Below are 25,200 nucleotides of genomic sequence, written 5' to 3'. Positions count from 1 at the left end.
GATGACGGGCTGTTTTGCTAACGGCTGACGCGATCGAACAAACTCAGACGAAAGAATAAAACACGCGGAAAGCCACGCGCCGCTCCGCCCAGAATTCGGCGGCGTCGCGGAACACGTCGAGTAGCGTCTCGCGCCCTTCCTTGTCGAATTTCTGCGCAATCGGCAACTGCTCCAGCACGATCACGAAGCCGGGCTGAGAACCCGCGCGGTGAACGAGGTCGGTCAGGCAGTCGTAGAGCGCGTCGTAGTTCTTGCCGAAGTGCTTCGGAAACAGGAACGAGGTCGCGATCGTTTCGAGCACTTCCTGTTTGCTCTGCGCCTGGCCGAGATACGCATACAGAAAATGCTGACCGAGCCGGTTGGCCTCGTCGGCGAGTTCCTGCACACGGAACGCGCGGATCGACTGCACGATGTTCGGCCGCACCGTGGCGAACAGAGACTCCGACTCGTCCTGCGGATGCGCCGTCGGATGCTCGTTCGAATGATTCGGCTCGTCATCGGGTCTGTTGTCGTGTTCTGTCATGCGTAGCCGCAGTACTCGCTGGAACAAGTTGCCGTCGCCGGTTGCGAAAAAATCACCCGCGACGCCGTTGTCGTGCGCGTAGATGTTGTCGCTCATGCCGTTCATCCCTCGTTATCCCGCAATGCGTTTAAAACTGGCGTAGTGGTCGTCCGAGTAGTAACAATCCTCGATCTGCCGCTTGGGGCCGCCGCACACGATCCGGCGCGCGCCGCGATCCCGCGCTCGGGGCGTGGGGACTGTGTATTCGTGGTAATAGCCGCGCGTGCGCCGTGGCAGCAAGCGTTCGCGGTTGCCGAACACGACGCCGTCTTTCTCGTAAGGGAAAGGCCCGCCCGCCTGGATCAACCGCAGTGTCTCGACCGCCTGCCTCGGCAATTGCGCAACGGCCACGGTTGAGAAGTCGTCGTTGCGCGCTTGCCGGGTCTGGACTGCCGACGACCGGCTGGCGTCCGGCTGAATCTTCGCCGGCTCGACCGCGATTGCCTGTTCCGCCGGCTTGGCGCGCGTTGCCGTGTCAGCCGCGCTTCGGGAATCGTCCTTGCCGCAGCCGCCCAAGAAGGCGCCGAGTGCGACGATGCAGGCAAGTGCCGTTGCGCGCTTCACGAAACGATTGTCCCCGCGATGAATCGAAAAATGCGACAACCCCGAAAGATGTAAGGGTATCGCTAATGCCACAGCGAAGCAACGTTCGGCAGGATTTCGGAAATTTTTTCTCAACTCCGATCGGCCTGCGGTCAGTTGTCGGAGAAAAGGCAACCATATCTAGCCTGAATCTGAGTGATTTTTCAACCATCCAAGATAATAATGAGTGCGCTGGGAACTTGAAACCTTTGGACAAGCCGCCTCACTTGTCGTCAGTTTCACGACATGCGCTCCATGTCGGACGCCCTGCGCTTTTGGGAACAGCAACTTCCCCCTTGCTCATGCCCCGGCGTGCCGCGTTCGCGGCACGCTTTTTTTTCGCGCGAAAAAAAACGCGGCGGGATGAACCCGCCGCGTCAGAGCCAAGGCGTGAGCGATACGATCAGCGCGCCGCCGATGCGTCCGCCACCAGCAACGCCGTCATGTTGACGATGCGCCGCACCGTCGCCGATGCCGTCAGCACGTGCACGGGCTTGGCCGCGCCGAGCAGAATCGGCCCGATAGCGATGTTGTTGCCCGCCGCCGTCTTGAGCAAGTTGTACGAGATATTCGCCGCGTCGATGTTCGGCAGGATCAGAAGATTCGCGTCGCCTTCCAGCGTCGATTCTGGGAGCACTTCGCGGCGCAACCGTGCATCCAGCGCCACGTCGCCGTGCATCTCGCCGTCCACGTCGAGATCGGGCGCGCGCTCTTTCAGGATGGCGAGCACGTCGCGCATCTTCTGCGCGGTCGGCGCGTTGCTCGTGCCGAAGTTCGAATGCGACAGCAACGCGATCTTCGGCATGATGCCGAAGCGCTTCACTTCTTCCGCCGCGAGAATCGTAATCTCGGCGAGTTGCTCGGGCGTCGGGTCGACATTCACGTGCGTATCGACGATGAAAATCTGGCGGCCCGGCAGCACGAGCGCGTTCATCGCGGCGTAGACGTTGCAGCCGTCCTTCTTGCCGATCACCTGATCGATGAAGTGCAGGTGACGATGCGTCGTGCTCACCGTGCCGCAGATCATGCCGTCGGCTTCGCCTTTCTTGACGAGCATGGAGCCGATCAGCGTGGTGCGGCGGCGCATTTCCAGCTTCGCCATTTGCTGGCTGATGCCCTTGCGCGCCATCATCGCGTAATAGGTCTGCCAGAAGTCGCGATAACGCTCGTCGTGGTCGGTGTCGACCACGGTGAAATCGACGCCCGGCGTGAGGCGCAGGCCGAACTTCGTGATGCGCTGCTGAATGACCGCCGGACGGCCGATGAGAATGGGCTTCGCGATCTTCTCGTCGACGGCGATCTGCACGGCGCGCAGCACGCGCTCTTCCTCGCCTTCCGCGAACACGATGCGCTTTTTCTCCGGCTCCACGCTGCGCGCGAGCTGGAACACGGGCTTCATCGTCGTGCCGCTGTGGTAGACGAACTGCTGCAAGTGCTGCTCGTAGGCGTCCATGTCTTCAATCGGACGCGTCGCCACGCCGCACTCCATCGCGGCTTTCGCCACAGCAGGCGCGATCTTCACGATGAGACGCGGATCGAACGGCTTCGGAATCAGATACTCCGGCCCGAACGACAAGTCCTGAATGCCATACGCCGTCGCGACGATATCGCTCTGCTCCTGACGCGCGAGTTCGGCGATCGCGTTCACCGCGGCAATTTCCATTTCCTTCGTGATCGTCGTCGCGCCGGCATCCAGCGCGCCACGGAAGATGAACGGAAAGCACAGCACGTTGTTGACCTGATTCGGGTAGTCCGTGCGGCCGGTGGCGAGCACCGCGTCCGGACGCACTTCCAGCGCGAGCTCCGGCAGGATTTCCGGCGTCGGATTGGCGAGCGCGAGAATCAGCGGCTTCGCGGCCATGCCCTTCACCATGTCCTGCTTCAGGACGCCGCCCGCCGAGAGGCCGAGAAACACGTCCGCGCCTTCGATCACTTCGGCGAGCGTGCGCGCGCTGGTTTCGCGGGCGAAGCGTTCCTTGTCCGGGTCCATGAGTTCGACGCGGCCCTTGTAGACCACTCCCGCCAGATCCGTCACGAAGATGTTCTCGAGCTTCATGCCGAGATCGACGAGCAGATCGAGACACGCGAGCGCCGCCGCGCCCGCGCCGGATGCGACGAGCTTCACTTCAGCGATATCCTTGCCGACCACCTTCAGCCCGTTCGTGATGGCGGCCGCGACGACGATGGCCGTGCCGTGCTGGTCGTCGTGGAACACGGGAATCTTCATGCGCTTGCGCGCCTCGCGCTCGACGATGAAGCAGTCCGGCGCCTTGATGTCTTCCAGATTGATGCCGCCGAAAGTCGGCTCCAGCGCGGCGATCACATCGACGAGCTTATGCGGGTCGCTTTCGTTCAGCTCGATGTCGAACACGTCGATGCCCGCGAACTTCTTGAAGAGCACCGCCTTGCCTTCCATGACCGGCTTGGAGGCGAGCGGCCCGATGTTGCCGAGCCCGAGCACAGCCGTGCCGTTCGACACCACACCGACGAGATTGCTGCGCGCCGTGAATCGCGCGGCGTTCAGCGGATCTTCGACGATCGCTTCGCACGCGAACGCCACACCCGGCGAGTACGCCAGCGCGAGATCGCGCTGGTTGATCATCTGCTTGGTCGGGGCGATCGCGATTTTGCCGGGCGTCGGAAACTCGTGATAATCGAGCGCGGCTTCGCGCAACTTCGTATTGGCGGGAGTCGTCATAAGGCGGGCTAGCAGTGCGGGAATTAGAATGGAACTTCGAACGCATTGTAGCGCCAATCAAGCCCCGCTTTCGCGCGCAGTCTATGCAATTCGGCTGCAAGTGCCGTGACCGGAGAATGCCTGATCGTCCGGCTGGGCAAGGCTTTCGGCACATCATTCCGTTTTTTCGAGACGTGCGGCGGCGCTTGAAGGCGCATTCGTTGCCGCGCCGTCTTTCTCTTGCACTGCACAAATAAGCGACTTCCCCGACGATGCTTTCCGAGTTCTCCCTGATCGATCGATACTTCGCCCGCCGCGCGAAAGCGCCCTCGCCGAGACAAGGCGACGCGCCGCTCGGCATCGGCGACGACTGCGCGCTGATCGCGCCGCCCGCCGGCCATCAACTCGCGATCTCGACCGACATGCTCGTCGCAGGCCGTCACTTCTTTCCCGACGTCGATCCCCACGCGCTCGGCCACAAGGCGCTCGCCGTGAATCTGTCGGACCTCGCCGCGATGGGCGCGAAGCCGCACGCGTTCACGCTCGCGCTCGCCTTGCCGCGCGCCGACGAAGCGTGGCTCGCCGCGTTCAGCGACGGCATGCTCGCGCTGGCCGAACGCTTCGACTGCGCGCTCATCGGCGGCGACACGACAAGCGGGCCGCTCAACATCTGCATCACCGTATTCGGTGATGTGGCACACGGCGCGGCGCTGCGGCGCGATGCAGCGAAACCCGGCGACGACATCTACGTGTCCGGCGTGCTCGGCGATGCCCGCGCGGGCCTGGGCGTTTTGCGCGACGAATGGCGCGCGCCGGACGAAGTGAGCGCGTCGGCATGGAAGCGCGCGCTCGAACGCCCGGAGCCGCGCGTGACGCTCGGACTTGCGCTCGCCGGCATCGCGCACGCGGCGCTCGATATTTCCGACGGCCTCGCGGGCGACCTCATGCATATCCTCACACGCTCGGGCGTCCGTGCAACCGTCGATGCCGACGCCGTGCCCTGTTCGACAGCCGTGCGCGCGATGCCCGCGTCCGCGCGCCGCCAGTGCACGCTCGCGGGCGGCGACGACTACGAGCTTTGCTTCACGGCGCCGAAAGAGGCGCGCGATACGGTGGCGCGCATCGGCGAGCGCGTGGGCGTGCCGCTCACTCGCATCGGTACAATCGACTCCGCGGGCGCGCCCGCCATCGCCTGGCGCGACGACTCGGGCGCGCCGCTTTCCCTGACGTTGCAAGGCTTCGACCACTTTCATGCAGACTGACCCCACCGCCGCGAGCGAATCCGCGCCGCCGCGTTCTCCCAATCCCGCCAAACCGCGCAAGGCGAGCGCGCGTTTCATGCTGACGCATCCGCTGCATATTCTGTCGCTCGGCTTCGGCAGCGGTCTGTCGCCCATTGCGCCCGGCACGGTCGGCACGCTCTTCGCGTGGGCGTCGTTCGTGCCGCTCAACCGGCATCTGACCGTGGCGGAATGGGGCGTGTTGCTCGCCGTCGGCTTCATCGCGGGATGCTGGTTTTGCGGCTTCACCGCGAAAAAGATGGGCGTCGCGGATCCGTCGCCGGTCGTGTGGGACGAGATCGTCGCGTTCTGGCTCGTGCTGCTGGTCGTCACGCCCGCGACGTTCACCGGGCAGTTGTGGGCGTTCATCGTGTTCCGCTTCTTCGACATGGTGAAGCCGCCGCCGATCCGCTATTTCGACCGCCATCTGAAAGGCGGCTTCGGCATCATGTTCGATGACCTCGTCGCCGCATTTTTCAGCCTGCTCGTGATTGCGCTGTGGCGCATGACCGTCTGACGTTTCATCCCTTCGTCTGCGAGACACCGCCATGCCAACCGATACCGTCGTCCATCAACTTGCCATCCGCGTCGGCAACAAGCTGCGCGACGAACGGCTGATGCTGGCCACCGCCGAATCGTGCACGGGCGGCATGGTCGCGGCCGCGATCACGGATATCTCGGGCAGCAGCGCGTGGTTCGAGCGCGGCTTCGTCACGTATTCGAATTTGGCAAAAACGGAGATGATCGGCGTGCCTGCCGCGTTGATCGAGCAGCACGGCGCGGTGAGCGAACCGGTCGCGAAAGCCATGGCCGAAGGCGCGCTGCGCAACAGCCGCGCGCAGGTTTCGGTCTCGATCACGGGCGTGGCCGGTCCTGCGGGCGGCAGCGAAGCGAAGCCGGTCGGCACGGTCTGCTTCGCGTGGAGCAATCGGCTGCATACCGCGTTTGAGACGCAGCACTTCAAGGGCGACCGCGAACAGGTGCGCACGCAGGCTGCGGCGCACGCGTTGAGGAAGCTGTTGGAGTTCTTGGAACAGCGGGAGCGGTGAGTTTGCGCCGTGCGGTTGAGCGGTCGCGGCGCAGTCGCTGCGAGAGCGGCTGGACTCTCCGAATCAGCGCGAGCGATAAGCCCGCGCCGCAAATAAGCGGTCTCCGCCGAAACGCTACGAAAGCTGCTGGAGTCTTTGGAATAGCGCGAGCGGTGAACTCGCGCTGAGCGCATCGCGGTCACTCAGGCGCTGCGAAATAACTCGACTCCCTGCATCAGCGCGAGTGATGGACCCGCGCCGCGCGCATTAGCGGTCGCGGCACACGCCCGCTCAACGCTCCTCGACCATCTAAATCAGCGCGAGCGGCCATCCCGCGCCGCGCACATCATCGACACCGCCGAACGCTGCGAAAATCTGCGCGGCGGGCTAAGCGACCGCGAGCGATGAACCCGTCCGCGCCTCACCGATACGCGTTGATCGTATCGCGCGTCTTCTTCGCGGCTTCCGCCGCCGCGTTCGCGTAGTCGTCGCCCTTGCCGGCGTAGATGATGGCGCGCGACGAGTTGATCAGCATACCCGTGCCGTTCGCCGTGCGGCCCGCGCGCACCGTCGCTTCGACGTCGCCACCTTGCGCGCCGATGCCCGGAATCAGCAGCGGCATGTCGCCCACGATGCCGCGCACCGCTTCGATTTCCTTCGGAAACGTCGCGCCGACGACCAGCCCCAGTTGCCCGCTCGCGTTCCACTTCTCGGCGGCGAGCTTCGCGACGACCTGATACAGCGGCTTGCCGTCCGTCGTCAGAAATTGCAGATCGGAGCCGCCCGCGTTCGACGTGCGGCACAGCACGATCACGCCCTTGCCCTCATGCGCGAGATACGGCTCGATGGAATCGAAGCCCATGTACGGATTCACCGTCACCGCGTCCGCCTTGTAACGCTCGAACGCTTCCTTCGCGTACTGCTCGGCCGTGCTGCCGATATCGCCGCGCTTCGCATCGAGAATGACCGGCACGCCCGCGTGCTTTTCGTGAATATGCGCGATCAGGGCTTCGAGCTGATCTTCCGCGCGATACGCGGCAAAGTATGCGATCTGCGGCTTGAACGACGACGTGTACGGCGCGGTGGCATCGACGATGGTCTTGCAGAATTCGAAGATCGCGTCGGGGCGGCCCGCGAGCGCGCCCGGAAACTTCGACGGCTCGGGATCGAGGCCGACGCACAGAAGCGATTGCGTGCGCGACCACGCGGCGTTGAGCGACTGGATGAAAGACATGGGAAAAATCGGCGGAAATGGATGCCACGCATTTTAACGTGCGCGGCATCGGCCTCCTTGCGCGTTCAGCGCGAAAGGGCCGCGCGGGCGCGCGCCTTCGATCCCGCACGCGTGCGCGGCCGGGCGCGACGCGCGGCGTCCCCGGTGCGCTCGACGGTGAAGCGAAACTCGCGCGAGAGCCGCTCGCCGGGCGCGAGCACGGTCATGCCGTTCGCCTCGCCGCCGCCCGGCAGGTTCACCGCGTTGATCGGATGATCGACCGGCTCGAAGCAGAAGAAGTCCTCGCCGGGCGGCGCGTACAGCACGTAGTAATCGGTGTCGGCGGCAATCGTCAAAGAAAGTCGGCGCTTGGGCCAGAGCACGCTCGTGCGTCCGCTCCAACCGGTGAACGCGTTGTTCACCATTTCGGATGGCATCGGATACGCGACGCCGAACTGCCACGCGGGCGGCGCGGGGACGTGTCGCACGGGAAGCCAGTCGTCGCCGCAGAGCCACAGGCCGCCCGCCGCCGCGGAAAGCTCGGTGTCGGCTTCGCGCATCAGGAACGGATGCAGGCCGAGGCCGAAAGGCAGCGCCTCGTCGCCCGTGTTCTGCACATCGAGCGTGACGACGAGCGTCGCTTCTTCGAGCGCATACGTCTGCGTCGCACGAAACGAGTACGGCTTGCCGTCGCTGCGCTCGAACGTCAGACGCACGTGCGTGGCATCCTCTTCTTCCACGGTCCATGCGCCGAGCCAGCCGTCGCCGTGCAGCGGCAGCGGCTCATCCGGGCGATTGCGCGGCACGTCGATGGCGCGTCCGGAGAATCGAAAATGCCCGTTGCCGATGCGGTTCGAATACGGCAAGAGCGGATAACACGCGAGCTGGTTCGGATCGGTGTCCGGGCCGGGTTCGGCGCACGGCCGGAAGATGGGCACGAGCGCGCCTTCGTGACGCCAGTCGAAACGCGTGACGCCGCCGCCCAGTGCCGGCGCGACGTCCAGCCTCAGATGCGCGTTCGCAAGCGTGATGCAGCCTTCGACGGCAGCACCGCCGATTGCGACGACCGCCGTGCTCGGTCCCGGCCGGATGGGCGGTTCTGCGGCGGCGGCGAGCCGCGAGCGGCGCGCGTTCGCCTGCGCCGTCGACGCGGATGGCGGCTTCACCCTGTGCTCATTGCGCGCAACCGTCATGACCTGTGCTCCATCGAGAGGCGAAGAAACCCGGCGCGGGCGCGGCCGGGGGCTGGACGGGCGGCGCGTCGGATCGCGCGCCGCCTCGGTTCTTATGCTCGCGGCTTGCCCGCGAAAACCGGCTCCGCGATGCCGCGCACGCCGGGCTGCGCGGTGAAGATGCCGCCTGCGTGGGCGTCAGTCTTGAGCGCGTCATCGCTCAAGCCGATGCGCGCCGTCGTCACGAAGAGCGTATCGAGCGACGCCCCGCCGAACGCGACGCAACTCGGCTGCGCGCTCGGCACTTCGATGCGCGCCGTCTCGCGGCCGTCGGGCGCATAGCGCACCACGCGCCGCCCGCCCCACTGCGCATTCCACAGGCCGCCTTCGGCATCGACCGTGGAGCCGTCGGGCGCGCCGGTATCGTCCGTCAATTCGACGAACACGCGGTCGTTCGCGAGGCTCGGGTAATCGCAGACGCGGATATGCCGTGTCGGCGTATCGCAGTAGTAGAGCGTCGCGCCGTCCGGACTGAACGCAGTGCTGTTGTTGATCGCGCAATTGCCGAGCGGCAGGCGCTCCAGCGACAAATCCGCGTTCAGCCGATAGTAAGCGCCGAGCGGCTGTGCGTCGTCCACGTCGTGCTTCGTGCCGAACACGAAGCGCCCTTCGCGGTCGCAGCGGCCGTCGTTCAGGCGCGTCGGCAGGCCGGCTTCGACTTCCGTGATCGTCTGGATGTTGCCCGTCGAGAACTGGAAGAACGCGAGCCGCGACGCAAGGCCGAGCAGCACGAAATCCGGATCGGCGCAGAGCGCGAAGCACGCCAGGCGCTCCGGCATGTCGAAGGCTTCGGTCGAGCCGTCGCGCGGATCGTAGCGCAGGAAACGCTTGCCTTCGATGTCTGTCCAGTAGAAGCGCCCGCTCGCGGCGCACCACGTGGCGCCCTCGCCGAGCGCGCACCGGCTGTCGATCAGAAGGCGTGCCTCGGTTGCTTCGCTTGCGCCGCTTTGGTTCATCAGACCCATCCTCCGTCGATGATGATCTCCTGCGCCGTCATCATGCTGCTGTCGTCCGATGCCAGAAAGAGCGCGGCGCGGGCGAGATGCTCGGGCAGCACTTCGGCGTCGATGCACTGTCCCTGCTTGATCGCGAGCTTGCCCGCCTCGTCGAGCCATAGGCGCTTCTGCTTCTCGGTCATCACCCAGCCGGGCACGAGCGAGTTCGCGCGAATGCCGAACTTGCCGAGATCGCGTGCGAGACCGCGCGTCAGGCCCTGCACCGCCGACTTCGCCGTCACGTACACCGGCAGATTCGGGTTCTTCAGCATCCAGCTGACGGAGCCGAGATTGATGATCGAGCCGCCGCCAAGCTGCTTCATGTCGTCGACGACCGCCTGCGCCGCGAAGAACTGGTGCCGGATGTTCACCGCGATGCCCCAATCGAACGATTCGGGCGTGACTTCCTGAATGGTATGACGCTTGTCGTTGGCCGCGTTGTTCACGAGCACGCCGATCGGGCCGAGCGCGCCGCGCACATCCGCTATGCCTTGGCGCAATGCGTCGATGTCCGTGAGATCGACGCGCAGGAACATCGGCCGCGTGCGGTCGGCGCCCAGGTCCGCGCCGAGCCGGTCAGCCAGCGCCTCGCCGGCTTCGGTGTCGATATCGAAGAAGGCCACTTTCGCGCCCTGATCGAAGAAATGCTCGACGAACGCCGCGCCGATGCCGGTTGCGCCGCCCGTAATGAGCACGGTCTTTCCCGCGAGGCTCGGGTAGCGCGCGAGGGTCTTGTCGATGGATGTCATATATTTCGCCGTCCTTTCAGTCGCGCGATCCGCGATTCTTCAATTGGTCCAGCAACACGGCGGCGAGCAGAATCGCGCCGCGCACGAGGTACTGATAGAACGCGTCGATGTTCATCAGGTTCATCACGTTCTCGACCGTGCCCATGATGAGCACGCCGATCACCACGCCGGAAATCGTCGCGCGGCCGCCGAGCAGCGAGACGCCGCCGAGCACGCACGCCGAAATCACGTTCAGTTCGAAGCCTTCCGCCGCATTCGGCTGTCCCGAGGTGATACGCGATGCAAGGATAACGCCTGCAAGGGCCGTCACCGCGCCTTGCACGAGAAAAATCCACACGCGCGTGCGTTCGACGTTGATGCCCGCTAGCCGCGACGCCTCAGGATTGCCGCCGATAGCAAGCGTATTGCGGCCATAAACCGTCTGATTCAGCAGCACGCCGAACACGATGAAACACGCGAGCGTGACCCAGATCGGCAGGGAAATCCCGAGCATGGTCAGGCTGCCCATTTCGATGAACGTATCCGACGACACGCCCACCGCCTGCCCGTGCGACACGATAAAGCCGAGCCCGCGCACGATTTCCATGGTCGCGAGCGTGGTGATCAGCGCGTTGATGCGCAGATACGCGATCACCGCGCCGTTCACGAAGCCGATCACCGAGCCTGCCGCCACTGCCGCGATGATCGCGATAAACGTGTTGTTCGTCGCGTTCAGCACCATCGCGCAGAGCACGCCGGCGAACGCGATGGTCGAACCCACCGACAAGTCGAAGTCGCGCGAGGCGAGGCAGAACATCATCGTGCAGGCGACCATGCCGATCTGCGAGATCGACAGCGCGAGGCCGAGCATGTTCTCGATGGAGAAGAAGTGATCGACGGTCAGCGACATCGTGACGAACATCACGATGAAGATCACGATCAGGCTGTATTCCGTGATCTGCTGCCACCACTTCTGCTTGTCGCTTCTCTGCGGGATCAGCGCGTTCGCGACCGTCTCACTCGCCTGTCCCACGATGTTTTCTCTGGCTTCCATGATTTCTTCCTGTAGTCCCCTTAGGTCTTTCAAGCGGCCTCTGCGACCGTCTCGGATTGCGGCAGCGCGAGACTCAGCACCGTCTGTTCGTTCGCCTGTCCGCGCGGCAACTCGCCCGCGACGCGCCCCTGCCGCATCACGACGATGCGGTCGGACACGCCCAGCACTTCCGGCAGTTCCGACGAGATCATCACGATCGCGCAGCCACGCTCCGCCAGCTGATAGATGACGTTGTAGATTTCGTGCTTCGCGCCGACGTCGATGCCGCGCGTCGGTTCGTCGAGAATCACGACCTTGAGATCCGGCTCCGCGAGCCAGCGCGAGAGAATCGCCTTCTGCTGATTGCCGCCCGACAGAAAGCGGATGCGCTGCCGGCGGCTCGGCGTCTTGATCTTCAGAAGCTGGATGAAGCGGTCCGCCGTTTCCGCTTCCTTCTTGCGGTCGAGAAAGAGCCCCGCGCGCAGATAGTGACGGCGGCACGAGATATTGATGTTCTCCGCGACCGTCGCCATCGCGACGATGCCCTCTTCCTTGCGATCCTCCGGGCACAGCACGATGCCGTGGCGAATCGCTTCGCCGGTGCTGCGAATCTTGATCGGCTGGCCGTCGAGCTGGATCGTGCCTTCCTTCTTCTTGTCCGCGCCGTAGACGAGGTGCATGAGTTCACTGCGCCCCGCGCCGACCAACCCGAAGAAGCCGACAATCTCGCCACGCCGAACCTGAAAGCTCACCGGCGCGGAAAGCGCCTCGCCCTGCACGTTCTGCACCGCGAAGCGCACGTCGCCCAGTTTGCGCGGACGATAGTTATAGATATCCGAGATTTCGCGGCCGACCATCTCTTGCACGAGCGTGTCGCGCGGCACTTCCGCGAGGCGCGTATGCGACGCGATCTTGCGGCCGTCGCGGAAAATGGTGCAGGCGTCGCAAAGCTCGTAAATCTCGTCCATGCGGTGCGAGATATAGATGAGCGCGCGCTTGTCCGCTTTCAGATCGCGCACGAGCTTGAACAGCACTTCCGTTTCGCGGTGCGAGAGCGACGAAGTCGGTTCGTCCAGCGCGATCACGCGCGCGTTGCGCAAGAGCGCCTTGCAGATTTCCACCATCTGCCGCTGCGCGATGGAGAGCTTGCGCAGCTTCGCGTTGGGATCGAGATCGACGCCCATCGCCGCGAGCCGCTCGCGCACGTGTTTTTTCGCCGCGCGCTTGTCCACCCAGCCGAGCCGGTTCGGCAGCGCGCCGAGCAGCAGGTTCTCGGAGACGGTCAAGTCCGGCACGTACTGCAATTCCTGGTGGATCACCGCGATTCCCGACGCAATGGAAGCCGCGGCGCTTCCGAAATGCACTTCTTTCTCGTCGATGAGCACGCGCCCCGAATCAGGCTGATACTCGCCGCCGAGAATCTTGAGCAAGGTCGATTTGCCCGCGCCGTTCTCGCCCATCAAACCGTGAACCTCGCCGGCATTGACGTCGAACGACACGCCGTCGAGCGCGCGCACGCCTGGAAACACCTTGCCGATATTGTCAAAACGCAGCGTCGCTGACACATCGCCTCCTTGTTCTGCGCGGGCCGCGCTGTCATGCGGCCCGCGTGCTTCGATGGATTTAGTTCGACGCCAGGCCCATTTGCTGACGCACCGACGACACGTTCTCACGCGTGGCGAGCATCCCCGTCGTGAGCGTGAGCGGCGGCGGCGCCTTGCCGTCCTTGATCCACGCGTACATCAGTTCGGACGTCTCTTCGCCGTGGCGCTTCGGGCTGATGATGACCGTGCCGTAGAAGCCCGTCGGGTTCGGCTTCTTGAACTCGTTGAGCGCCGAATCCGATCCGCCAATGCCGATGCCGATCATGTTGTCCGCCTTGAAGCCGCGGCCTTCCGCCGCACGCACCGCGCCGAGCACGGCTTCGTCGTTCAGGCCGTAGGCGACCCAGTGCTTGAACTGCGGGTTCTTCGTGAGCGCGATGTTCGCTGCGTTAAACGCGTTCTCCGTGTCGGTCTTCGCTTGTGGCGCGGCGATGATGTTCGCCTTCGGGAAACCGGCGGCGAGAAGCGCGTCGGTCGCGCCGCTCGTGCGGTCATGCGCGGTCGGCAACTGCTCGTAAGTGACGTCGATTGCGCCGACATCCTTCATGTCCCAGCCGCGCTTCTTGATCTCAGCGGCGATGCCGTCGCCCACTTGCTTGCCGATGTTGTAGGCCGAAATGCCCATGTGCGGCACCGACTCGATCGGCTTGCCGGAGCCATCGACGAGACGGTCATCCACGGTCATCATCTTCAGCTTGTCGGCCTTCGCCTTCGCGACGATGCCCGGCCCGAGCTTCACGTCCGGCGTGCAGATGATGAAACCCTGCGCCTTCTGCGCGGCGAGGTTGTCGATGGCGCTCATCACCTTTTCGCCCGACGGCGCGCCGATCTTCACGAGCGTGAAGCCCTTCTCCTTGGCGGCGGTCTCGGCGAATTTCCATTCGTCCTGGAACCACGGCTCTTCCGGCTGCTTCACGAGAAAGCCGATCTTGACATCGTCGGCGGCCTGCGCGACGGGGGCCGCGATCATCGTGGCGCTCGTTGCCGTGGCGGCGGCGATCAGCGTGAGGAACAGTCTGCGTTTCATCTTTTGTCTCCCGACTTTTTCCGTTGTCTCAAAATACCCGCGTGCGGGCGGTGGAAAGCGTGTGGCCGCGTGTCTTTCTGCGTGGATGCCGCACCGCGGCCAGTGCGTCATTTCTTCGATACGTGCGTCTTCAGTCGTGATACAGCGCGCTACGCCCGCCATCCACGGTGATGCAACTCGCGTTGATGAACGGCGCTTCGTCCGATGCCAGAAACACCGCCGTCATGGCGACTTCCTGCGGCTTGCCGATGCGCTTCATCGGCTGGAGATCGAGCGTCGCCTGACGCGCGGCGGCCGGGTCGGACTGCGCGTTCCACCAGTCGAGCGTCAGTTGCGTTTCGATGTAACCCGGCGCGATGGCATTCACGCGCACGTTGTTCGGCGCGTACTCGATGCCAAGCGCGCGCGTCAGCCCGATCACGCCGTGCTTCGCGACCGGATACGGGAAGCAGCCGGGAATAATCTTGAAGCTGTGCGTCGAGGCGATATTCACGATGCTGCCCCGGCCGCGTTCCACCATGCCCGGCAGCACCGCGCGGCAGCCGTTCCATACGCCGTCGAGATCGACGGCGAAGCAGCGCCGCCAGTCGTCGTCGGTCATGGTGAGCGGGTCGCAGAACACGTTGATGCCGGCGTTGTTCACGAGCACGTCTAGCGCGCCGAACCTCGCTTCCGTTTGCGCGACAGCGTCTTTCACCGACGCGCTTTGCGTCACGTCCGTCTGTACAGCGACGACGCGCTCGGACTGCGTTTCGTCGGCAATGCGCGCAGCCGTCTCGCGCGCTGTCTCGATGTCCAGTTCCGCGAGCACCACCGCCGCGCCTTCGCGCGCGAACGCCAGCGCGATCGCCGCGCCGATGCCGCGGCCCGCGCCCGTGACCATCGCGACCTTGCCGGCGAGCCGGTTCATCGCTTTCCGCCCTTCGCGGTGGCGAGCCCTTCGATGTACGCCTTCGCGTGCTCGGCCGTCACACTCACGCTCTGTCCCGGCTTGTACAGCGCCGAGCCCAAGCCGAAGCCGTTCGCGCCCGCCGTCAGAAACGGCCCCATGTTGTCCGGCGCAATGCCGCCGACCGGCACGAGCGGCACCTCTTTCGCGATGACCGCGCGCCACGCCTTCACGACCGTCGGGCCGAGTTGCTCGGCGGGGAACATTTTGAGCACGTCCGCGCCGTTCTTCAGCGCGAGAAAACCCTCGTTCGGCGTGGCGACGCCCGGTGCGCACGCGAGCCCGTGCGCTTTCGCGGCGCGCACGACGTCGCCGTCGCTATGCGGCATCACGATCAGTTCGCCGCCCGCATCCTTCACGTTGTCCACGTAGCTCGGATGCAGCACGGTGCCCGCCCCGACGATGGCGTCGTCCGGCAGCGCCTGGCGGATGGCCGCGATGCTGTCGAACGGCTGCGGCGAATTCAGCGGCACCTCGACGATGCGAAAGCCCGCTTCGTAGAGCGCGCGGCCGTGCTCGGCGGCATCGGCGGGCGTGACGCCGCGCAGAATCGCGATCAGCGGACACTGGGCGAACGCCTTCGCGAGACCGGCGTGCATCTCGAACGGCCCGGGCAGATTGATGTGAGGTTGCATCGTCTTGCTCCTTCGTATGCGTTGCGTCAGGCCGCGCTCGCGGGCGCGGTCACGAGCCCGGCTTGCGCGGCGATTCGGTACAGACCGTGTTCGGTGGCGTGCGCGACCGTCTGCGCGTCGTGGCAGTCGAAACGCGCGAGTGCGGCGCGATAACGGTCGCAGAGCGCATCGTTGCCGATGAGCCGCAGCGTCCTGCCCGCAAGCGACGACGCGTCGCGCGCCAGCACTTCGTTCAGCCCGCGCAGTTCATGGCCTATGAGCAGCCCCGACAAGTAATCCGGCTGCTGTTCGGGCGTGAGTTGCCCGGTAAGGCCGAGCGTGCGCGTGCTGAAGATGGTCGCGAGCAGGCCGGGATGACCGGCATCGCGCGCGGTATCGACACCGCGGATGAACGCGGCGGCATCGGAAGCCGCGCCGTGCTGCATCGTGCGGCCAAGAATCGTGTGGTCACGCAGCGCGCTGAACACTTCGCCGGTCATGAACGTGTAGAAACGCTCGATGCGTCCGTCGCCGACGAACGCCCATTTCGCATGGGTGCCCGGCAGGCCGATGAGCGCGCCGCCCGGCGCGGACAGCGACGCGTCGGCCGCGAGCGCGCCGACGATCTGCGTTTCCTCGCCGCGCATCACGTTCGGCAGCACGCCGCGTTCGAGCACGCCCGGCACCACGCGCACGGTCACGCCGCGCGCCGCCGTCACCGTGACGATGCCCGCGACGAGCGCGTCGGCGTCGGCGGGCGTGTCCACGTACGGCGCTTCGATCCAGCCTTGCGCGCTGCCAATCATGCCCGCCGCGATGACGGGCAAGTGCGGATGTGCGTCGAGCCACGCGCCGCACGTTTCCTCGAACGCCTCGTCGAAGCCGCCTGCGGGCAGCTTCATGATGCCCGCCGACGACGCGCGGGTGTCGAGCGCGGTGGCGTCGTCGCCGAGCAGATAGGCGCGCAGGGACGTCGTGCCCCAGTCGAGCGCAATGAGAGCGGGCGCGTTCATCGCTTGATCCGGCGATTGGCCTGCGGCGCGCGCCAGCCGAGTTCTTCGGAGATCGCGCGCGCTTCGCGCTGCACGACCGGAATCAGTTCTTCCATGCGCTCGTCCGGCATATAGGGAATGGTGCTAGCAACAGAAAGCGCCGCGACGATCGCGCCAGACGCGTCCCGCACGGGCGCGGCGACGCAGCGGATCGACGCCTCGTTTTCTTCGAGGTCGAACGTGTAACCGCCCTGCGAATAGCGCGTCATGCGCTGCAAGAACGTATCGATATCCGGGCGGTTTTCCGGCTTGAAGCTCGTACGCGCCAGCGCCCGATGCGACGCGTCGAGCAGCTTCTTCCACGCGTTTGCTTCGAGGTCGAGCATCATCGCCTTGCCGATGCCGGTCGATGCGAGCGGCATGCGGTGCCCGACGCGCGAGCGCATTTCCAGCCCGCGCGTGCCGGGAATCTTGTCGATGTAGAGCACGTCGTCGCCGTCGCGCACGCCTAGATGAATCGTGTCGTGCGTGTGATGCGCGAGCGCCTGAAGGTGCGGACGCGCCACCGCCGTGAGCGGCATTTGTTCCAGCGCGATGGTGCCGAGTTCGATCAGCTTCGGCCCGAGCAGATAGCCGCCCTGCACTTGCCGCAGATAGCGCGCCTGCACGAGCGAACTCACGAGCCGGTGCGTGGTGCTGCGCGTCGTGCCGAGCGCCGCGCTGAACGAGCGCAGATCGCGCGCGCCGTTCGCGGCGGCTTCGAGAATCGCGAGTCCGCGCAGCAGCGTTTGCGTGCCGGCCTGCTGCGGCGTGATATCGACGAGCGCGCTCGGCAGCGCGATGGCGTCGGCGTCGCGGCGGCCGGCGACCTTCGCGCGCGCGTCGTTGGCGGCGCGGCCGTTGTCGGCGCCGGCTTCGGAATCGGCGTGCTGGAGTTTGGTCATGCCGATCGCTCCTCGACGTGCGCGCCGCGCGTCATCCCGGGCGAGCTAGCCGGCGCGTGCTTCGTGCGTAAGGCGGATAAATCGTGCGGCGCAACCCGCGAACGCGGGCAGGCGATCGAGTGCATGACGTGTCTCCGGTTTTGTTCTTGTGGCGCCAAGCGTGGCCGCTCGTGCGCAGTGCCTTCTGGCGGTGTCGTCGAAAGCGTGGACCGATTGTAGTTCCGGCTATCTCGAATATTCAATATGTGACCGCACGGTTCACATAATGGGACCCAAGCTGACGGCCGAAAGCTCCATGAAAACAAAAAAGCCCTGATGGATCAGGGACTTGATGAGTTTAGCGACGCCGACTAAATATCATTCGGGCAGTTCGGCAGCGCCCATTCGCCGGGCGATGACACGCGCTCGCGCCGTCAGATACGGCGAGTTGCGATGGTCGTCGAAATACTTGGGGCGCGGCAGCATGACGGCGAGCCGCGCGCTTTGTCCCGCCGTCAGCTTGGCCGCCGACGTCTTATAGTAATAATGCGCCGCCGCTTCCGCGCCGTACACGCCGTTGCCCCACTCGACCGAATTCAGATAGACCTCGAAGATGCGTTCCTTCGTCCAGCAGAATTCGAGCATCCACGTAATCACAAGCTCTTGCGCCTTGCGGATATAGCTCTTTTCGCGCGACAGAAACAGATTGCGCGCGAGTTGCTGCGAGATGGTCGAGCCGCCCGCGACGATCTTTCCGCGCGACTTGTTCTTCTCCCATGCCTGCAGAATGGCGTCCGTCTCGTAGCCATTGTTATTGACGAAGTTCGCATCCTCGGACGCGATGATCGCGCGCTTCAGATTGCGCGAAATCTGGTCGTACGGCACCCACGTGCGTTGCAGGACGATGCCCGGATGCGTCTTCGCGAGCGTCCACGCGTCGGCGCGCATGAACGCGGTCGAACCGGGGTTCGTCGCGGTCCAGACGCCGATTTGAAGGAAGAAGTAGAGCTGCGTCGCGAGAAACGCGATGAAGATTACGGAGACGCCGTAAGCGATCCAGCGTGCGGGGCCGAGCCGCGCGGCGCGGCGCGCCGGCCGATCAGTCGGCGCGTTGCGGCTGCGGCCGGGCGCGGCGGTCATCAGGCTTTTGCCGCCAGCGACTGGCGCAATTCGCGCAGCACCGCGCCACCGTCCGGGCGCACGCCGCGCCAGATGAAGAACGATTCGGCGGCCTGTTCGACCAACATGCCGAGACCATCGGCCGCGCGCGCGCCGAGACGCTCGGCATGCTGCATGAAGACCGTGGGCTTCGGGCCGTACATCATGTCGTAGGCGAGCGTGCCCGCGCCGAAAGCTGCGTCGTCGCATTCGGGGAGCGCGGCGTCGAGGCTGCCGGCCGTCGCGTTCACGATCACGTCGTAGCGCGTTCGTTCCATGCTGTCCGCGCCGCCGCCCGAGAGCCGCACGTTCGCTTCCTGCGCGGCCTGCGCGAACTGACCGACGAGTTGCTGCGCTTTCGCCGCCGTGCGATTGACGATGACGAGCGAAGCCGGCCGCCGGTCGAAGATGGGCAAGACGACGCCGCGCGCCGCTCCGCCCGCGCCGAGCAGCAGCACGCGCGCGCCTTTCAGACTGACGCCGAGATTCGCTTCGATATCGCGCACGAGGCCGACGCCGTCGGTGTTGTCGCCGCCCACGCCGTCTTTGGTGAACGACAGCGTGTTGACCGCGCCCGCCGCCGCCGCGCGCGGCGACAATGAATCGGCGAACGCGTGGGCGTCGAGCTTGAACGGCACGGTCACGTTCATGCCGCGTCCGCCCGACGCGATGAACGCCTTCACTTCCTGTTCGAAGCCGCCGAGCGGCCCGAGAATGCGCCCGTATTCGACCGCCTCGCCGGTCTGCTCGGCGAAGCGCGCGTGAATCCACGGCGATTTGCTGTGCTCGACCGGATTGCCGATCACCGCGTAGCGGTCGCGCGGCTGCGGCGCGTTCATGCGTTTGGCTCCTGTGAAGGCTGCGCTGGCGCATCGGCCGGTGCTTCGGCGGAAGCCTCCGCCTGCGCTTCGGCTTCGCTCTCGGCGCTGAGATCGTCGGCTTCGATGATTTCTTCTTCGCTTTCTTCCTCTTCGACCGGCGCGGCGGCGGACGGCGCGTCGATCACGTGCAGCAGACGGCACGACGCTTCCACCGTCAGCTCATCGATCGACACGACTTCGAGCATCACCCGCGTGCCGCGCGCATGAACGCCCAGACCGGGCACGTGCAGGATCAGCGGAATTTCTTCGAAGCGAACGAGGTCGTCCTTCACCACCGACGCCGGAACCTGCCGCTTGTTCTCCTGCTTCAGCCAGCGCAGGCACCAGAAGTACTCCATGCGGCGCTGGTGATCGGCATACGCGGTGTACGTATCGTCGAAGCCTTGCACGACGGCGAAGAGATCCGCGTCCTTCGGCTTGAATGGCGCGGCGAGCTTCGCGGTCACGCCGTGCTGCACGCACGCGAGCAGTTGCCACTGATTCACCAGATCGACGTAACGGCGCAGCGGCGACGTGCTCCACGCGTATTGCGCGACGCCCAGACCTTCGTGCGGCGCGGGCGTCGTCTGCATGCGCGTGCGCTTGGGGCCGGGACCGCCGAAGCCGCGCTGCGAGCGGTAAATGCCAGGCACGCCGTGATCGTTTAGAAACGCGCCCCACGACGAATTCGCGAGAATCGCGAGTTCGGCCACGATCAGGTCGAGCGGCGATCCGCGGCGGCGCGGCGTGATGGTGATGTGCTCGCCTTCGACGTAGAAATTGAAGTCGTTATTGCGCTGCACTTCGCGCTTGAGGCCGTACGTCGCGCGCGCTTGCTGGCGCTTTTCGAACAGCGCCTGCGCGAGCGGCCACAACACGGCGATGTCCTCCTTGTGCGAATAATCGCCCGTCCCGGCGGCGAGACTTTCCTCGGTCACGTGCTCGTCGAGATGGTTGTGGCGCAGGTTCGACTTGATGAACACGCGTTCGGCGCGCGTTTCGCTGGCGACGATCTCCTGCGTCTCGCGATTCACGATGATGTAGAGCGACAGCGCCGGCCGCAGCCCGCCTTCGGCGAGCGTGAACACGTCGACGACGTTGTCGGGCAGCATCGTGATCTTGTCGCCGGGCATGTAGACCGTCGAAAGACGGCTGCGCGCGATCGAATCGACGGTGTCGCCACGCGCGATGCCGAGCGCCGGCGCCGCGATATGCACGCCGATGCGCACGCGCCCGTCCGCCAGATGCTGCACGGAGAAGGCATCGTCGATTTCGGTGGTCGTCACGTCGTCGATGGAGAACGCTTCGACGTCCGCTTCGGGCAAGTCTTCGGGCAGCGGCGCGGGCTGCACGGAAGGGAAGCCGACGCCGTGCGGGAAGTACTCGGCGAGGAAACGCGCTTCGTGCAATTGACGCGCGGACGCAATGCCGCCGCATTCGAGCATGAGCCGCGCCTGCGAAATGCCGCGCGCCGCCGCCGCTGCTTCGAGCGCCTTGTATTCGATGGAGTTCTTGTCGGGCTTCGTCAGAAGGCCGATGGCCTTGTCCTTCAGCGCCTCGGGCAGCTTGCCGGCCTTCAGTTCTTCCTCGTAGCCCGCCTGCACGAGCGCCTGCTGACGCTTGCGCTCCAGCGACGCGAGCGCCATTTGCAACTGCTCCTGCGGCGCGCGCTGATACTGTCCGCGCCCCTTGCGGCGAAAGTACACTGGCGCGCCGTGCATGCGCAGCACCAGCGCGGCGCGCTCGCTCGGACCGAACTTGTCGCCGAAGTAGTCCGCGCCGAGCGCGGTGAACGGAAACTCTTCCTCGGGCGCGCATTCCCACAGAAAATCGAGGTCGATGTCCTGCGCAATGGCGTCGGCTTCCTGCATCAGATCGGCGGCGGCGGGCTTTTCGAATTCGATCAGCACGTCTTTTGCGCGCACTTTTGCGCGGCGTCCGCCCGGCAATTCGACCTGGAACGCGTCGCCTTGTTTCGACAAGACCGAGCCGGCCTTGAAACTACCCGATTCCTCGAAGAAAACGTTCACTCAATACTCTCGTAAGACGGTGGACCGGACGCGGCATGCGCCGGTGGATGAATGAGGCGTCATGCCGCCGCGGGCGCGACGGCCGTGCGCGGCGACTGATCGCAGAAGGCGAGTACGTCGCCGAGATAGTCCGCGAAGTCGCTGATCGCGTGATTGCTGCCCTGAATCAACGTGGTGCGCACGCCGGGATAGCGCGCGAGCATCGTCCGGTAGTCGATGACTTCGTCGCCCGTCGCGGCAATCAGAAAGTAGCGCTCGGGCCGCGTGATGGAAGCGACGGTGAGCGCGCGCAGTTCGTCCAGATGGCGCGGCAACACGGTGATACTGCCGCCGCCGTGCCACAACGGCTGTTCGCCCAGGTACGCGCTCAAGTCCGATTGCGGCACCACGGCGGGATTGAGCAGCACCGCGCGCCAGCCGTGCTTTTCGGCGAGATAGGTCGCGTAGTAGCCGCCGAGCGAACTGCCAACGACGGTGACATCGTCCGACGCCGCCGTGCTCGCGATGGTTTCCGCCAGCGCAATCGCCTCGCGCGGCGACACGGGCAACACCGGGCACTGCCATTCGCTCAACCGGCCGAGTTCCGCGAGGCGCGCGCGCATCGCGCGGGCCTTGAACGATTGGGGTGACGAGCGAAAGCCGTGCAGGTAGAGGATCACGCGGGGCCTCGTGTCGTGGTGCCGGACTCACGCGCGGAAAGCGCATCCAGCAATTTCTGGTGCACGCCGCCGAAACCGCCGTTGCTCATCACGAGCACGTGGTCGCCGGGGCGCGCGACGGCGGTGACCGCCTTCACGAGCGGTTCGATTTCGTCGAACGCGTGCGCCTTGTCGCCGAGCGGAGACAGCGCCTCCGCCAGATTCCAGCCGAGCTTGTCGCGGCCTTCACGCGCGCCGTAGCCGAATACGAGGTCCGCACCGGCGAGGCTCGCGGGCAATTGCGCCTTCATCGTGCCGAGCTTCATGGTGTTCGAGCGCGGTTCGAGCACGGCGAGAATGCGCGCGTGACCCGAATCGCCAATGCGCGTGCGCAGTCCCGCCACCGTCGTTTCGATGGCGGTCGGATGGTGCGCGAAGTCGTCGTAGACCGTGACGCCTTCGACGCTGCCCTTCACTTCCATGCGCCGCTTGACGTTGCGGAAACTTGCAAGCGACTTCGCCGCTTGCGCTGCCGGCACGCCGACCGAGCGCGCCGCCGCGATGGCCGCGAGCGCGTTCATGCGATTGTGCTCGCCCTGCACTTGCCAGTCGACCACGCCCTGCCGCTCGCCTTGCCAGTAGACAGCGAACTGTTCGTCGACGGTCGCGCCGTCTTCGGCGGGCAGCGCCTGCCAGCCGCCCTCCACCCCGAAACGCTCGACGCCGGACCAGCATCCGCGCGACAGCACGCGCTCGAGCGCCGCCTCCCGCCCGTTTGTGACGATGCGGCCGACGCCCGGCACCGTTCGGACGAGATGATGAAATTGCGTCTCGATAGCGGCGAGATCCGGGAAGATATCGGCGTGATCGAATTCGAGATTGTTGAGCACCGCCGTGCGCGGGCGGTAGTGAACGAACTTCGAACGCTTGTCGAAGAACGCGGTGTCGTACTCGTCGGCTTCGATCACGAAGAAGCTCGAATCGGTCAGGCGCGCGGAAATGCCGAAATTGAGCGGCACACCGCCGATCAGAAAGCCCGGATTCATGCCGGCGTCTTCCAGCAGCCACGCGAGCATGGAACTCGTCGTGGTCTTGCCGTGCGTGCCCGCGACCGCCAGAACCCACTTGCCCGCAAGCACATGCTCGCCGAGCCATTGCGGACCGGACGTGTACGGCAGGCCGCGATCGAGAATGGCTTCCATCAGCGGATTGCCGCGCGACACCACATTGCCGACGACGAAGAGGTCCGGTGCAAGTTCGATCTGCTCGGCCCCGAAGCCCTCGATGAGTTCGATGCCTTGTGCTTCGAGCTGCGTGCTCATCGGCGGATAGACGCCGGCGTCGCAGCCTGTGACCTTGTGGCCGGCCTCGCGCGCCAGGACGGCGAGACCGCCCATGAAGGTGCCGCAGATGCCGATGATGTGGATGTGCATAAAGCGTGTCGCGCCGCGCGGGCGATGGAGTGCGGAAAACTGGAACGGCGCACCACGGAGAAAAGCCGTGCGGGAGTGCGCCCGGAGGCGCATATTGTAACCGAGCGCGCCCGCCGCCCTTACGCCGTGCCTGCCCCGCCGGGCGCTCAGGCGTTATCTAGTATGATGCCCCCATGGTTCGCAAATCACATATCGATCCGCAGCGCGTGCGCGAGGAAATCGCCATCGCGGCCGCGAGAATGATCGCCGAAGACGGTCTCGACTACTCCACCGCCAAGCGCAAGGCGGCGCGGCTCGTGGTCGGCGAGAGCAAGATCGGCGGCGAGTTCTTGCCCGACAACGATCAGATCGAAGAGGAAATCCGCGAATATCAGGCGATTTTCCAGAGCGACAGCCAGCCCGCCGTCCTGCGCCGCATGCGCGAGGTCGCGCTCGAATGGATGGAGCGCCTGAAGCCTTACGACCCGTACCTGACCGGCGCGGTGCTCAACGGCACGGCAGGCGAGCATTCGGATATCCATCTGCAATGCTTCTGCGACAACCCGAAGGAAGTCGCCATTTATCTGCTCAACGCCAACATTCAGTACGACGTCTCCGAGACGCGGCACTTCGCCGGGCGCGGCTATGTGGAGACGTTGAGCTTTCTGCATCGCTTGCGCGGCGAGGAACCGATCGGCGTTCACATCGCGTTGTACAGCACCGTCGATTTGCGCGGCGCGGTGCGTGCCGACGGGCGCGGCCGGCTGGCTCGCGCTAACGCCGCAGCCGTGCGTGCGCTGCTCGATCAATCCGACGACCCGGATCGCCCGCCGCTTTATATTGGCGAGTGAGTCGTCGAGACGCTTTCAATCTCCCTCATGAACAGCACACGTATCTTCGCGGCCCTGGCGGTCGCCATCGCCGCGACGGTCGGCGGCTTCTACGCGGGCCATCTTTTTACCGGCAACGATACCGAGGCGGCGACGCAGCCGAGCGGCAACGCCGTCGATCAGCTGTGGAAGACCACGCCGCCCGCTGCCTCGGGCACGTCTCAACCGCTCGCGGCGTACAAGGGCAAGCCGGTCGTCGTGAATTTCTGGGCGTCGTGGTGCGGACCGTGCGTGAAGGAGATGCCCACGCTTTCGGCGATGCAGCGCGAATATCAGAAGAAGGGCATTACGTTTATCGGGCTGGGCGTGGACAGCGAGAAGAACGTCAACGACTTCCTGAAAAAAGTGCCGGTGGATTATCCCGTCTACGTCACCGGCTTCGGCGGCGCGGACCTGGCGCGCAGCTTCGGCAACAACGCGGGCGGCCTGCCGTTCACCGTCGTTATCGACGCAAAAGGCGTCGTCCATTTGGCGAAGCTAGGCGAAGTGAACGAAGCGGAACTTCGCCATGCGCTCGACGCGCTGTAAAAATTCGCTGCGGATTCGCTTACCGTTCGCATAAGTAAGCAGCAACTTAGCGCAGCTTTGCTGTAAGTTCGCGGTTTGCCTGCGATAATGACGCATTGCGAGCCCGGACGCGCGCGGTCCGGCGTGCTGTAAAACTAGACAAAATTCTCTAAACGGCGCTAAAGTGCGCCGAATTCCGCACAACCCGAAGCGACCATGACCACTCCGCCGGTGCCGCAAGGCCACGTAGCCGCCCATTCAGCCGC

At 65.2% G+C, this 25,200-nt stretch carries 24 protein-coding genes; 5 read left to right on the top strand and 19 right to left on the bottom strand.

Features of this window, described 5'->3' with window-relative positions; all coding sequences use genetic code 11:
- Positions 1–43: 43 nt before the first annotated feature.
- From P9239_RS06875 to P9239_RS06865, 3 genes are all read right to left on the bottom strand, one after another.
- Positions 44–619 (bottom strand): barstar family protein, encoded by a 576-nt coding sequence (locus P9239_RS06875; RefSeq protein ID WP_309749775.1) that lies wholly within the window; start codon positions 617–619, stop codon positions 44–46.
- Between the two features lie 15 nt (positions 620–634).
- Positions 635–1,126 carry a ribonuclease gene (locus P9239_RS06870; protein ID WP_309749774.1) on the bottom strand — a complete coding sequence of 164 codons (492 nt, stop codon included), beginning with the start codon at positions 1,124–1,126 and terminating at the stop codon, positions 635–637.
- 421 nt (positions 1,127–1,547) lie between these two features.
- On the bottom strand, positions 1,548–3,842 hold the full coding sequence (locus P9239_RS06865; RefSeq protein ID WP_309749773.1) for an NADP-dependent malic enzyme: 2,295 nt from the start codon (positions 3,840–3,842) through the stop codon (positions 1,548–1,550).
- Positions 3,843–4,093: 251 nt separating this feature from the next.
- Between P9239_RS06865 and thiL the strand changes: the two genes are divergently transcribed.
- The 3 genes from thiL to P9239_RS06850 are packed head-to-tail and all read left to right on the top strand — an operon-like array spanning position 4,094 to position 6,150.
- Positions 4,094–5,083: a thiamine-phosphate kinase gene (gene thiL, locus P9239_RS06860; protein ID WP_309749772.1), complete on the top strand. Its 990-nt coding sequence runs from the start codon at positions 4,094–4,096 to the stop codon at positions 5,081–5,083.
- Positions 5,073–5,618 (top strand): phosphatidylglycerophosphatase A, encoded by a 546-nt coding sequence (locus P9239_RS06855; protein ID WP_309749771.1) that lies wholly within the window; start codon positions 5,073–5,075, stop codon positions 5,616–5,618. Before thiL ends, P9239_RS06855 begins: the two co-directional genes overlap by 11 nt.
- 31 nt (positions 5,619–5,649) lie before the next feature.
- A complete protein-coding gene (locus tag P9239_RS06850) occupies positions 5,650–6,150 on the top strand; it encodes a CinA family protein (RefSeq protein ID WP_309749770.1) in 501 nt (166 codons plus the stop codon).
- A gap of 400 nt (positions 6,151–6,550) precedes the next feature.
- On the opposite strand, the gene pyrF is transcribed toward P9239_RS06850, so the two are convergent.
- The 16 genes from pyrF to mpl all read right to left on the bottom strand — a co-directional run bounded on the left by pyrF (position 6,551) and on the right by mpl (position 23,558).
- A complete protein-coding gene (pyrF, locus tag P9239_RS06845) occupies positions 6,551–7,363 on the bottom strand; it encodes an orotidine-5'-phosphate decarboxylase (protein WP_309749769.1) in 813 nt (270 codons plus the stop codon).
- Positions 7,364–7,428: 65 nt separating this feature from the next.
- Positions 7,429–8,535: an aldose 1-epimerase gene (locus tag P9239_RS06840; RefSeq protein WP_309749768.1), complete on the bottom strand. Its 1,107-nt coding sequence runs from the start codon at positions 8,533–8,535 to the stop codon at positions 7,429–7,431.
- A 92-nt stretch (positions 8,536–8,627) separates the two neighbouring features.
- The gene (locus P9239_RS06835) at positions 8,628–9,539 is read right to left on the bottom strand and encodes an SMP-30/gluconolactonase/LRE family protein (RefSeq protein WP_309749766.1); all 912 of its coding nucleotides are present in this window, start codon (positions 9,537–9,539) and stop codon (positions 8,628–8,630) included.
- Positions 9,530–10,318, bottom strand: coding sequence for an SDR family oxidoreductase (locus P9239_RS06830; protein ID WP_309749765.1), 789 nt, complete (start codon positions 10,316–10,318; stop codon positions 9,530–9,532). The genes P9239_RS06835 and P9239_RS06830 overlap by 10 nt, the downstream gene beginning before the upstream one ends.
- Before the next feature lie 16 nt (positions 10,319–10,334).
- Positions 10,335–11,351: an L-arabinose ABC transporter permease AraH gene (gene araH / locus P9239_RS06825; RefSeq protein WP_309749764.1), complete on the bottom strand. Its 1,017-nt coding sequence runs from the start codon at positions 11,349–11,351 to the stop codon at positions 10,335–10,337.
- Positions 11,352–11,380: 29 nt separating this feature from the next.
- Positions 11,381–12,895 (bottom strand): L-arabinose ABC transporter ATP-binding protein AraG, encoded by a 1,515-nt coding sequence (araG, locus tag P9239_RS06820; protein WP_309749763.1) that lies wholly within the window; start codon positions 12,893–12,895, stop codon positions 11,381–11,383.
- Positions 12,896–12,953: 58 nt separating this feature from the next.
- Positions 12,954–13,961: an arabinose ABC transporter substrate-binding protein gene (locus P9239_RS06815; protein WP_175945084.1), complete on the bottom strand. Its 1,008-nt coding sequence runs from the start codon at positions 13,959–13,961 to the stop codon at positions 12,954–12,956.
- Between the two features lie 130 nt (positions 13,962–14,091).
- Positions 14,092–14,871, bottom strand: a complete 780-nt coding sequence (locus tag P9239_RS06810; RefSeq protein WP_309749762.1) for an SDR family oxidoreductase — start codon at positions 14,869–14,871, stop codon at positions 14,092–14,094.
- Positions 14,868–15,545, bottom strand: a complete 678-nt coding sequence (locus P9239_RS06805; protein ID WP_309749761.1) for a 2-dehydro-3-deoxy-6-phosphogalactonate aldolase — start codon at positions 15,543–15,545, stop codon at positions 14,868–14,870. Before P9239_RS06805 ends, P9239_RS06810 begins: the two co-directional genes overlap by 4 nt.
- A gap of 26 nt (positions 15,546–15,571) precedes the next feature.
- Positions 15,572–16,537, bottom strand: a complete 966-nt coding sequence (locus tag P9239_RS06800; protein ID WP_309749760.1) for a 2-dehydro-3-deoxygalactonokinase — start codon at positions 16,535–16,537, stop codon at positions 15,572–15,574.
- Positions 16,534–17,460: an IclR family transcriptional regulator gene (locus P9239_RS06795; RefSeq protein ID WP_309749759.1), complete on the bottom strand. Its 927-nt coding sequence runs from the start codon at positions 17,458–17,460 to the stop codon at positions 16,534–16,536. Before P9239_RS06795 ends, P9239_RS06800 begins: the two co-directional genes overlap by 4 nt.
- Positions 17,461–17,817: 357 nt before the next feature.
- Positions 17,818–18,579 carry a monofunctional biosynthetic peptidoglycan transglycosylase gene (mtgA, locus tag P9239_RS06790; protein WP_309749758.1) on the bottom strand — a complete coding sequence of 254 codons (762 nt, stop codon included), beginning with the start codon at positions 18,577–18,579 and terminating at the stop codon, positions 17,818–17,820.
- Complete coding sequence (aroE, locus tag P9239_RS06785) at positions 18,579–19,436, bottom strand: shikimate dehydrogenase (RefSeq protein WP_309749757.1); 858 nt, start codon at positions 19,434–19,436, stop codon at positions 18,579–18,581. Before aroE ends, mtgA begins: the two co-directional genes overlap by 1 nt.
- Positions 19,433–21,487 carry an RNB domain-containing ribonuclease gene (locus tag P9239_RS06780; protein WP_309749756.1) on the bottom strand — a complete coding sequence of 685 codons (2,055 nt, stop codon included), beginning with the start codon at positions 21,485–21,487 and terminating at the stop codon, positions 19,433–19,435. The genes aroE and P9239_RS06780 overlap by 4 nt, the downstream gene beginning before the upstream one ends.
- A gap of 59 nt (positions 21,488–21,546) precedes the next feature.
- Positions 21,547–22,146 (bottom strand): YqiA/YcfP family alpha/beta fold hydrolase, encoded by a 600-nt coding sequence (locus P9239_RS06775; protein WP_309749755.1) that lies wholly within the window; start codon positions 22,144–22,146, stop codon positions 21,547–21,549.
- Positions 22,143–23,558 (bottom strand): UDP-N-acetylmuramate:L-alanyl-gamma-D-glutamyl-meso-diaminopimelate ligase, encoded by a 1,416-nt coding sequence (gene mpl, locus P9239_RS06770; protein WP_309749754.1) that lies wholly within the window; start codon positions 23,556–23,558, stop codon positions 22,143–22,145. Before mpl ends, P9239_RS06775 begins: the two co-directional genes overlap by 4 nt.
- A 173-nt stretch (positions 23,559–23,731) precedes the next feature.
- Between mpl and P9239_RS06765 the strand changes: the two genes are divergently transcribed.
- A complete protein-coding gene (locus tag P9239_RS06765; RefSeq protein WP_309749753.1) occupies positions 23,732–24,388 on the top strand; it encodes a UDP-N-acetylmuramate--alanine ligase in 657 nt (218 codons plus the stop codon).
- A 27-nt stretch (positions 24,389–24,415) separates the two neighbouring features.
- On the top strand, positions 24,416–24,955 hold the full coding sequence (locus P9239_RS06760) for a TlpA disulfide reductase family protein (RefSeq protein ID WP_309749752.1): 540 nt from the start codon (positions 24,416–24,418) through the stop codon (positions 24,953–24,955).
- The last annotated feature ends 245 nt before the right edge of the window (positions 24,956–25,200 follow it).

Source organism: Caballeronia sp. LZ062, assembly GCF_031450785.1.
Lineage (GTDB): Bacteria > Pseudomonadota > Gammaproteobacteria > Burkholderiales > Burkholderiaceae > Caballeronia.
The sequence above is the reverse complement of the archived record's forward strand: the minus strand, read 5'-3'. Positions and strand labels throughout refer to the sequence as shown.

Bases quoted from the DNA above. Each gene is read 5' to 3' on its own strand.
- P9239_RS06875 (WP_309749775.1), bottom strand. From the start codon at position 619: ATGAGCGACAACATCTACGCGCACGACAACGGCGTCGCGGGTGATTTT.
- P9239_RS06865 (WP_309749773.1), bottom strand. From the start codon at position 3,842: ATGACGACTCCCGCCAATACGAAGTTGCGCGAAGCCGCGCTCGATTAT.
- thiL (WP_309749772.1), top strand. From the start codon at position 4,094: ATGCTTTCCGAGTTCTCCCTGATCGATCGATACTTCGCCCGCCGCGCG.
- P9239_RS06855 (WP_309749771.1), top strand. From the start codon at position 5,073: ATGCAGACTGACCCCACCGCCGCGAGCGAATCCGCGCCGCCGCGTTCT.
- P9239_RS06850 (WP_309749770.1), top strand. From the start codon at position 5,650: ATGCCAACCGATACCGTCGTCCATCAACTTGCCATCCGCGTCGGCAAC.
- pyrF (WP_309749769.1), bottom strand. From the start codon at position 7,363: ATGTCTTTCATCCAGTCGCTCAACGCCGCGTGGTCGCGCACGCAATCG.
- P9239_RS06840 (WP_309749768.1), bottom strand. From the start codon at position 8,535: ATGACGGTTGCGCGCAATGAGCACAGGGTGAAGCCGCCATCCGCGTCG.
- P9239_RS06835 (WP_309749766.1), bottom strand. From the start codon at position 9,539: ATGGGTCTGATGAACCAAAGCGGCGCAAGCGAAGCAACCGAGGCACGC.
- P9239_RS06830 (WP_309749765.1), bottom strand. From the start codon at position 10,318: ATGACATCCATCGACAAGACCCTCGCGCGCTACCCGAGCCTCGCGGGA.
- araH (WP_309749764.1), bottom strand. From the start codon at position 11,351: ATGGAAGCCAGAGAAAACATCGTGGGACAGGCGAGTGAGACGGTCGCG.
- P9239_RS06815 (WP_175945084.1), bottom strand. From the start codon at position 13,961: ATGAAACGCAGACTGTTCCTCACGCTGATCGCCGCCGCCACGGCAACG.
- P9239_RS06810 (WP_309749762.1), bottom strand. From the start codon at position 14,871: ATGAACCGGCTCGCCGGCAAGGTCGCGATGGTCACGGGCGCGGGCCGC.
- P9239_RS06805 (WP_309749761.1), bottom strand. From the start codon at position 15,545: ATGCAACCTCACATCAATCTGCCCGGGCCGTTCGAGATGCACGCCGGT.
- P9239_RS06800 (WP_309749760.1), bottom strand. From the start codon at position 16,537: ATGAACGCGCCCGCTCTCATTGCGCTCGACTGGGGCACGACGTCCCTG.
- P9239_RS06795 (WP_309749759.1), bottom strand. From the start codon at position 17,460: ATGACCAAACTCCAGCACGCCGATTCCGAAGCCGGCGCCGACAACGGC.
- mtgA (WP_309749758.1), bottom strand. From the start codon at position 18,579: ATGACCGCCGCGCCCGGCCGCAGCCGCAACGCGCCGACTGATCGGCCG.
- aroE (WP_309749757.1), bottom strand. From the start codon at position 19,436: ATGAACGCGCCGCAGCCGCGCGACCGCTACGCGGTGATCGGCAATCCG.
- mpl (WP_309749754.1), bottom strand. From the start codon at position 23,558: ATGCACATCCACATCATCGGCATCTGCGGCACCTTCATGGGCGGTCTC.
- P9239_RS06765 (WP_309749753.1), top strand. From the start codon at position 23,732: ATGGTTCGCAAATCACATATCGATCCGCAGCGCGTGCGCGAGGAAATC.
- P9239_RS06760 (WP_309749752.1), top strand. From the start codon at position 24,416: ATGAACAGCACACGTATCTTCGCGGCCCTGGCGGTCGCCATCGCCGCG.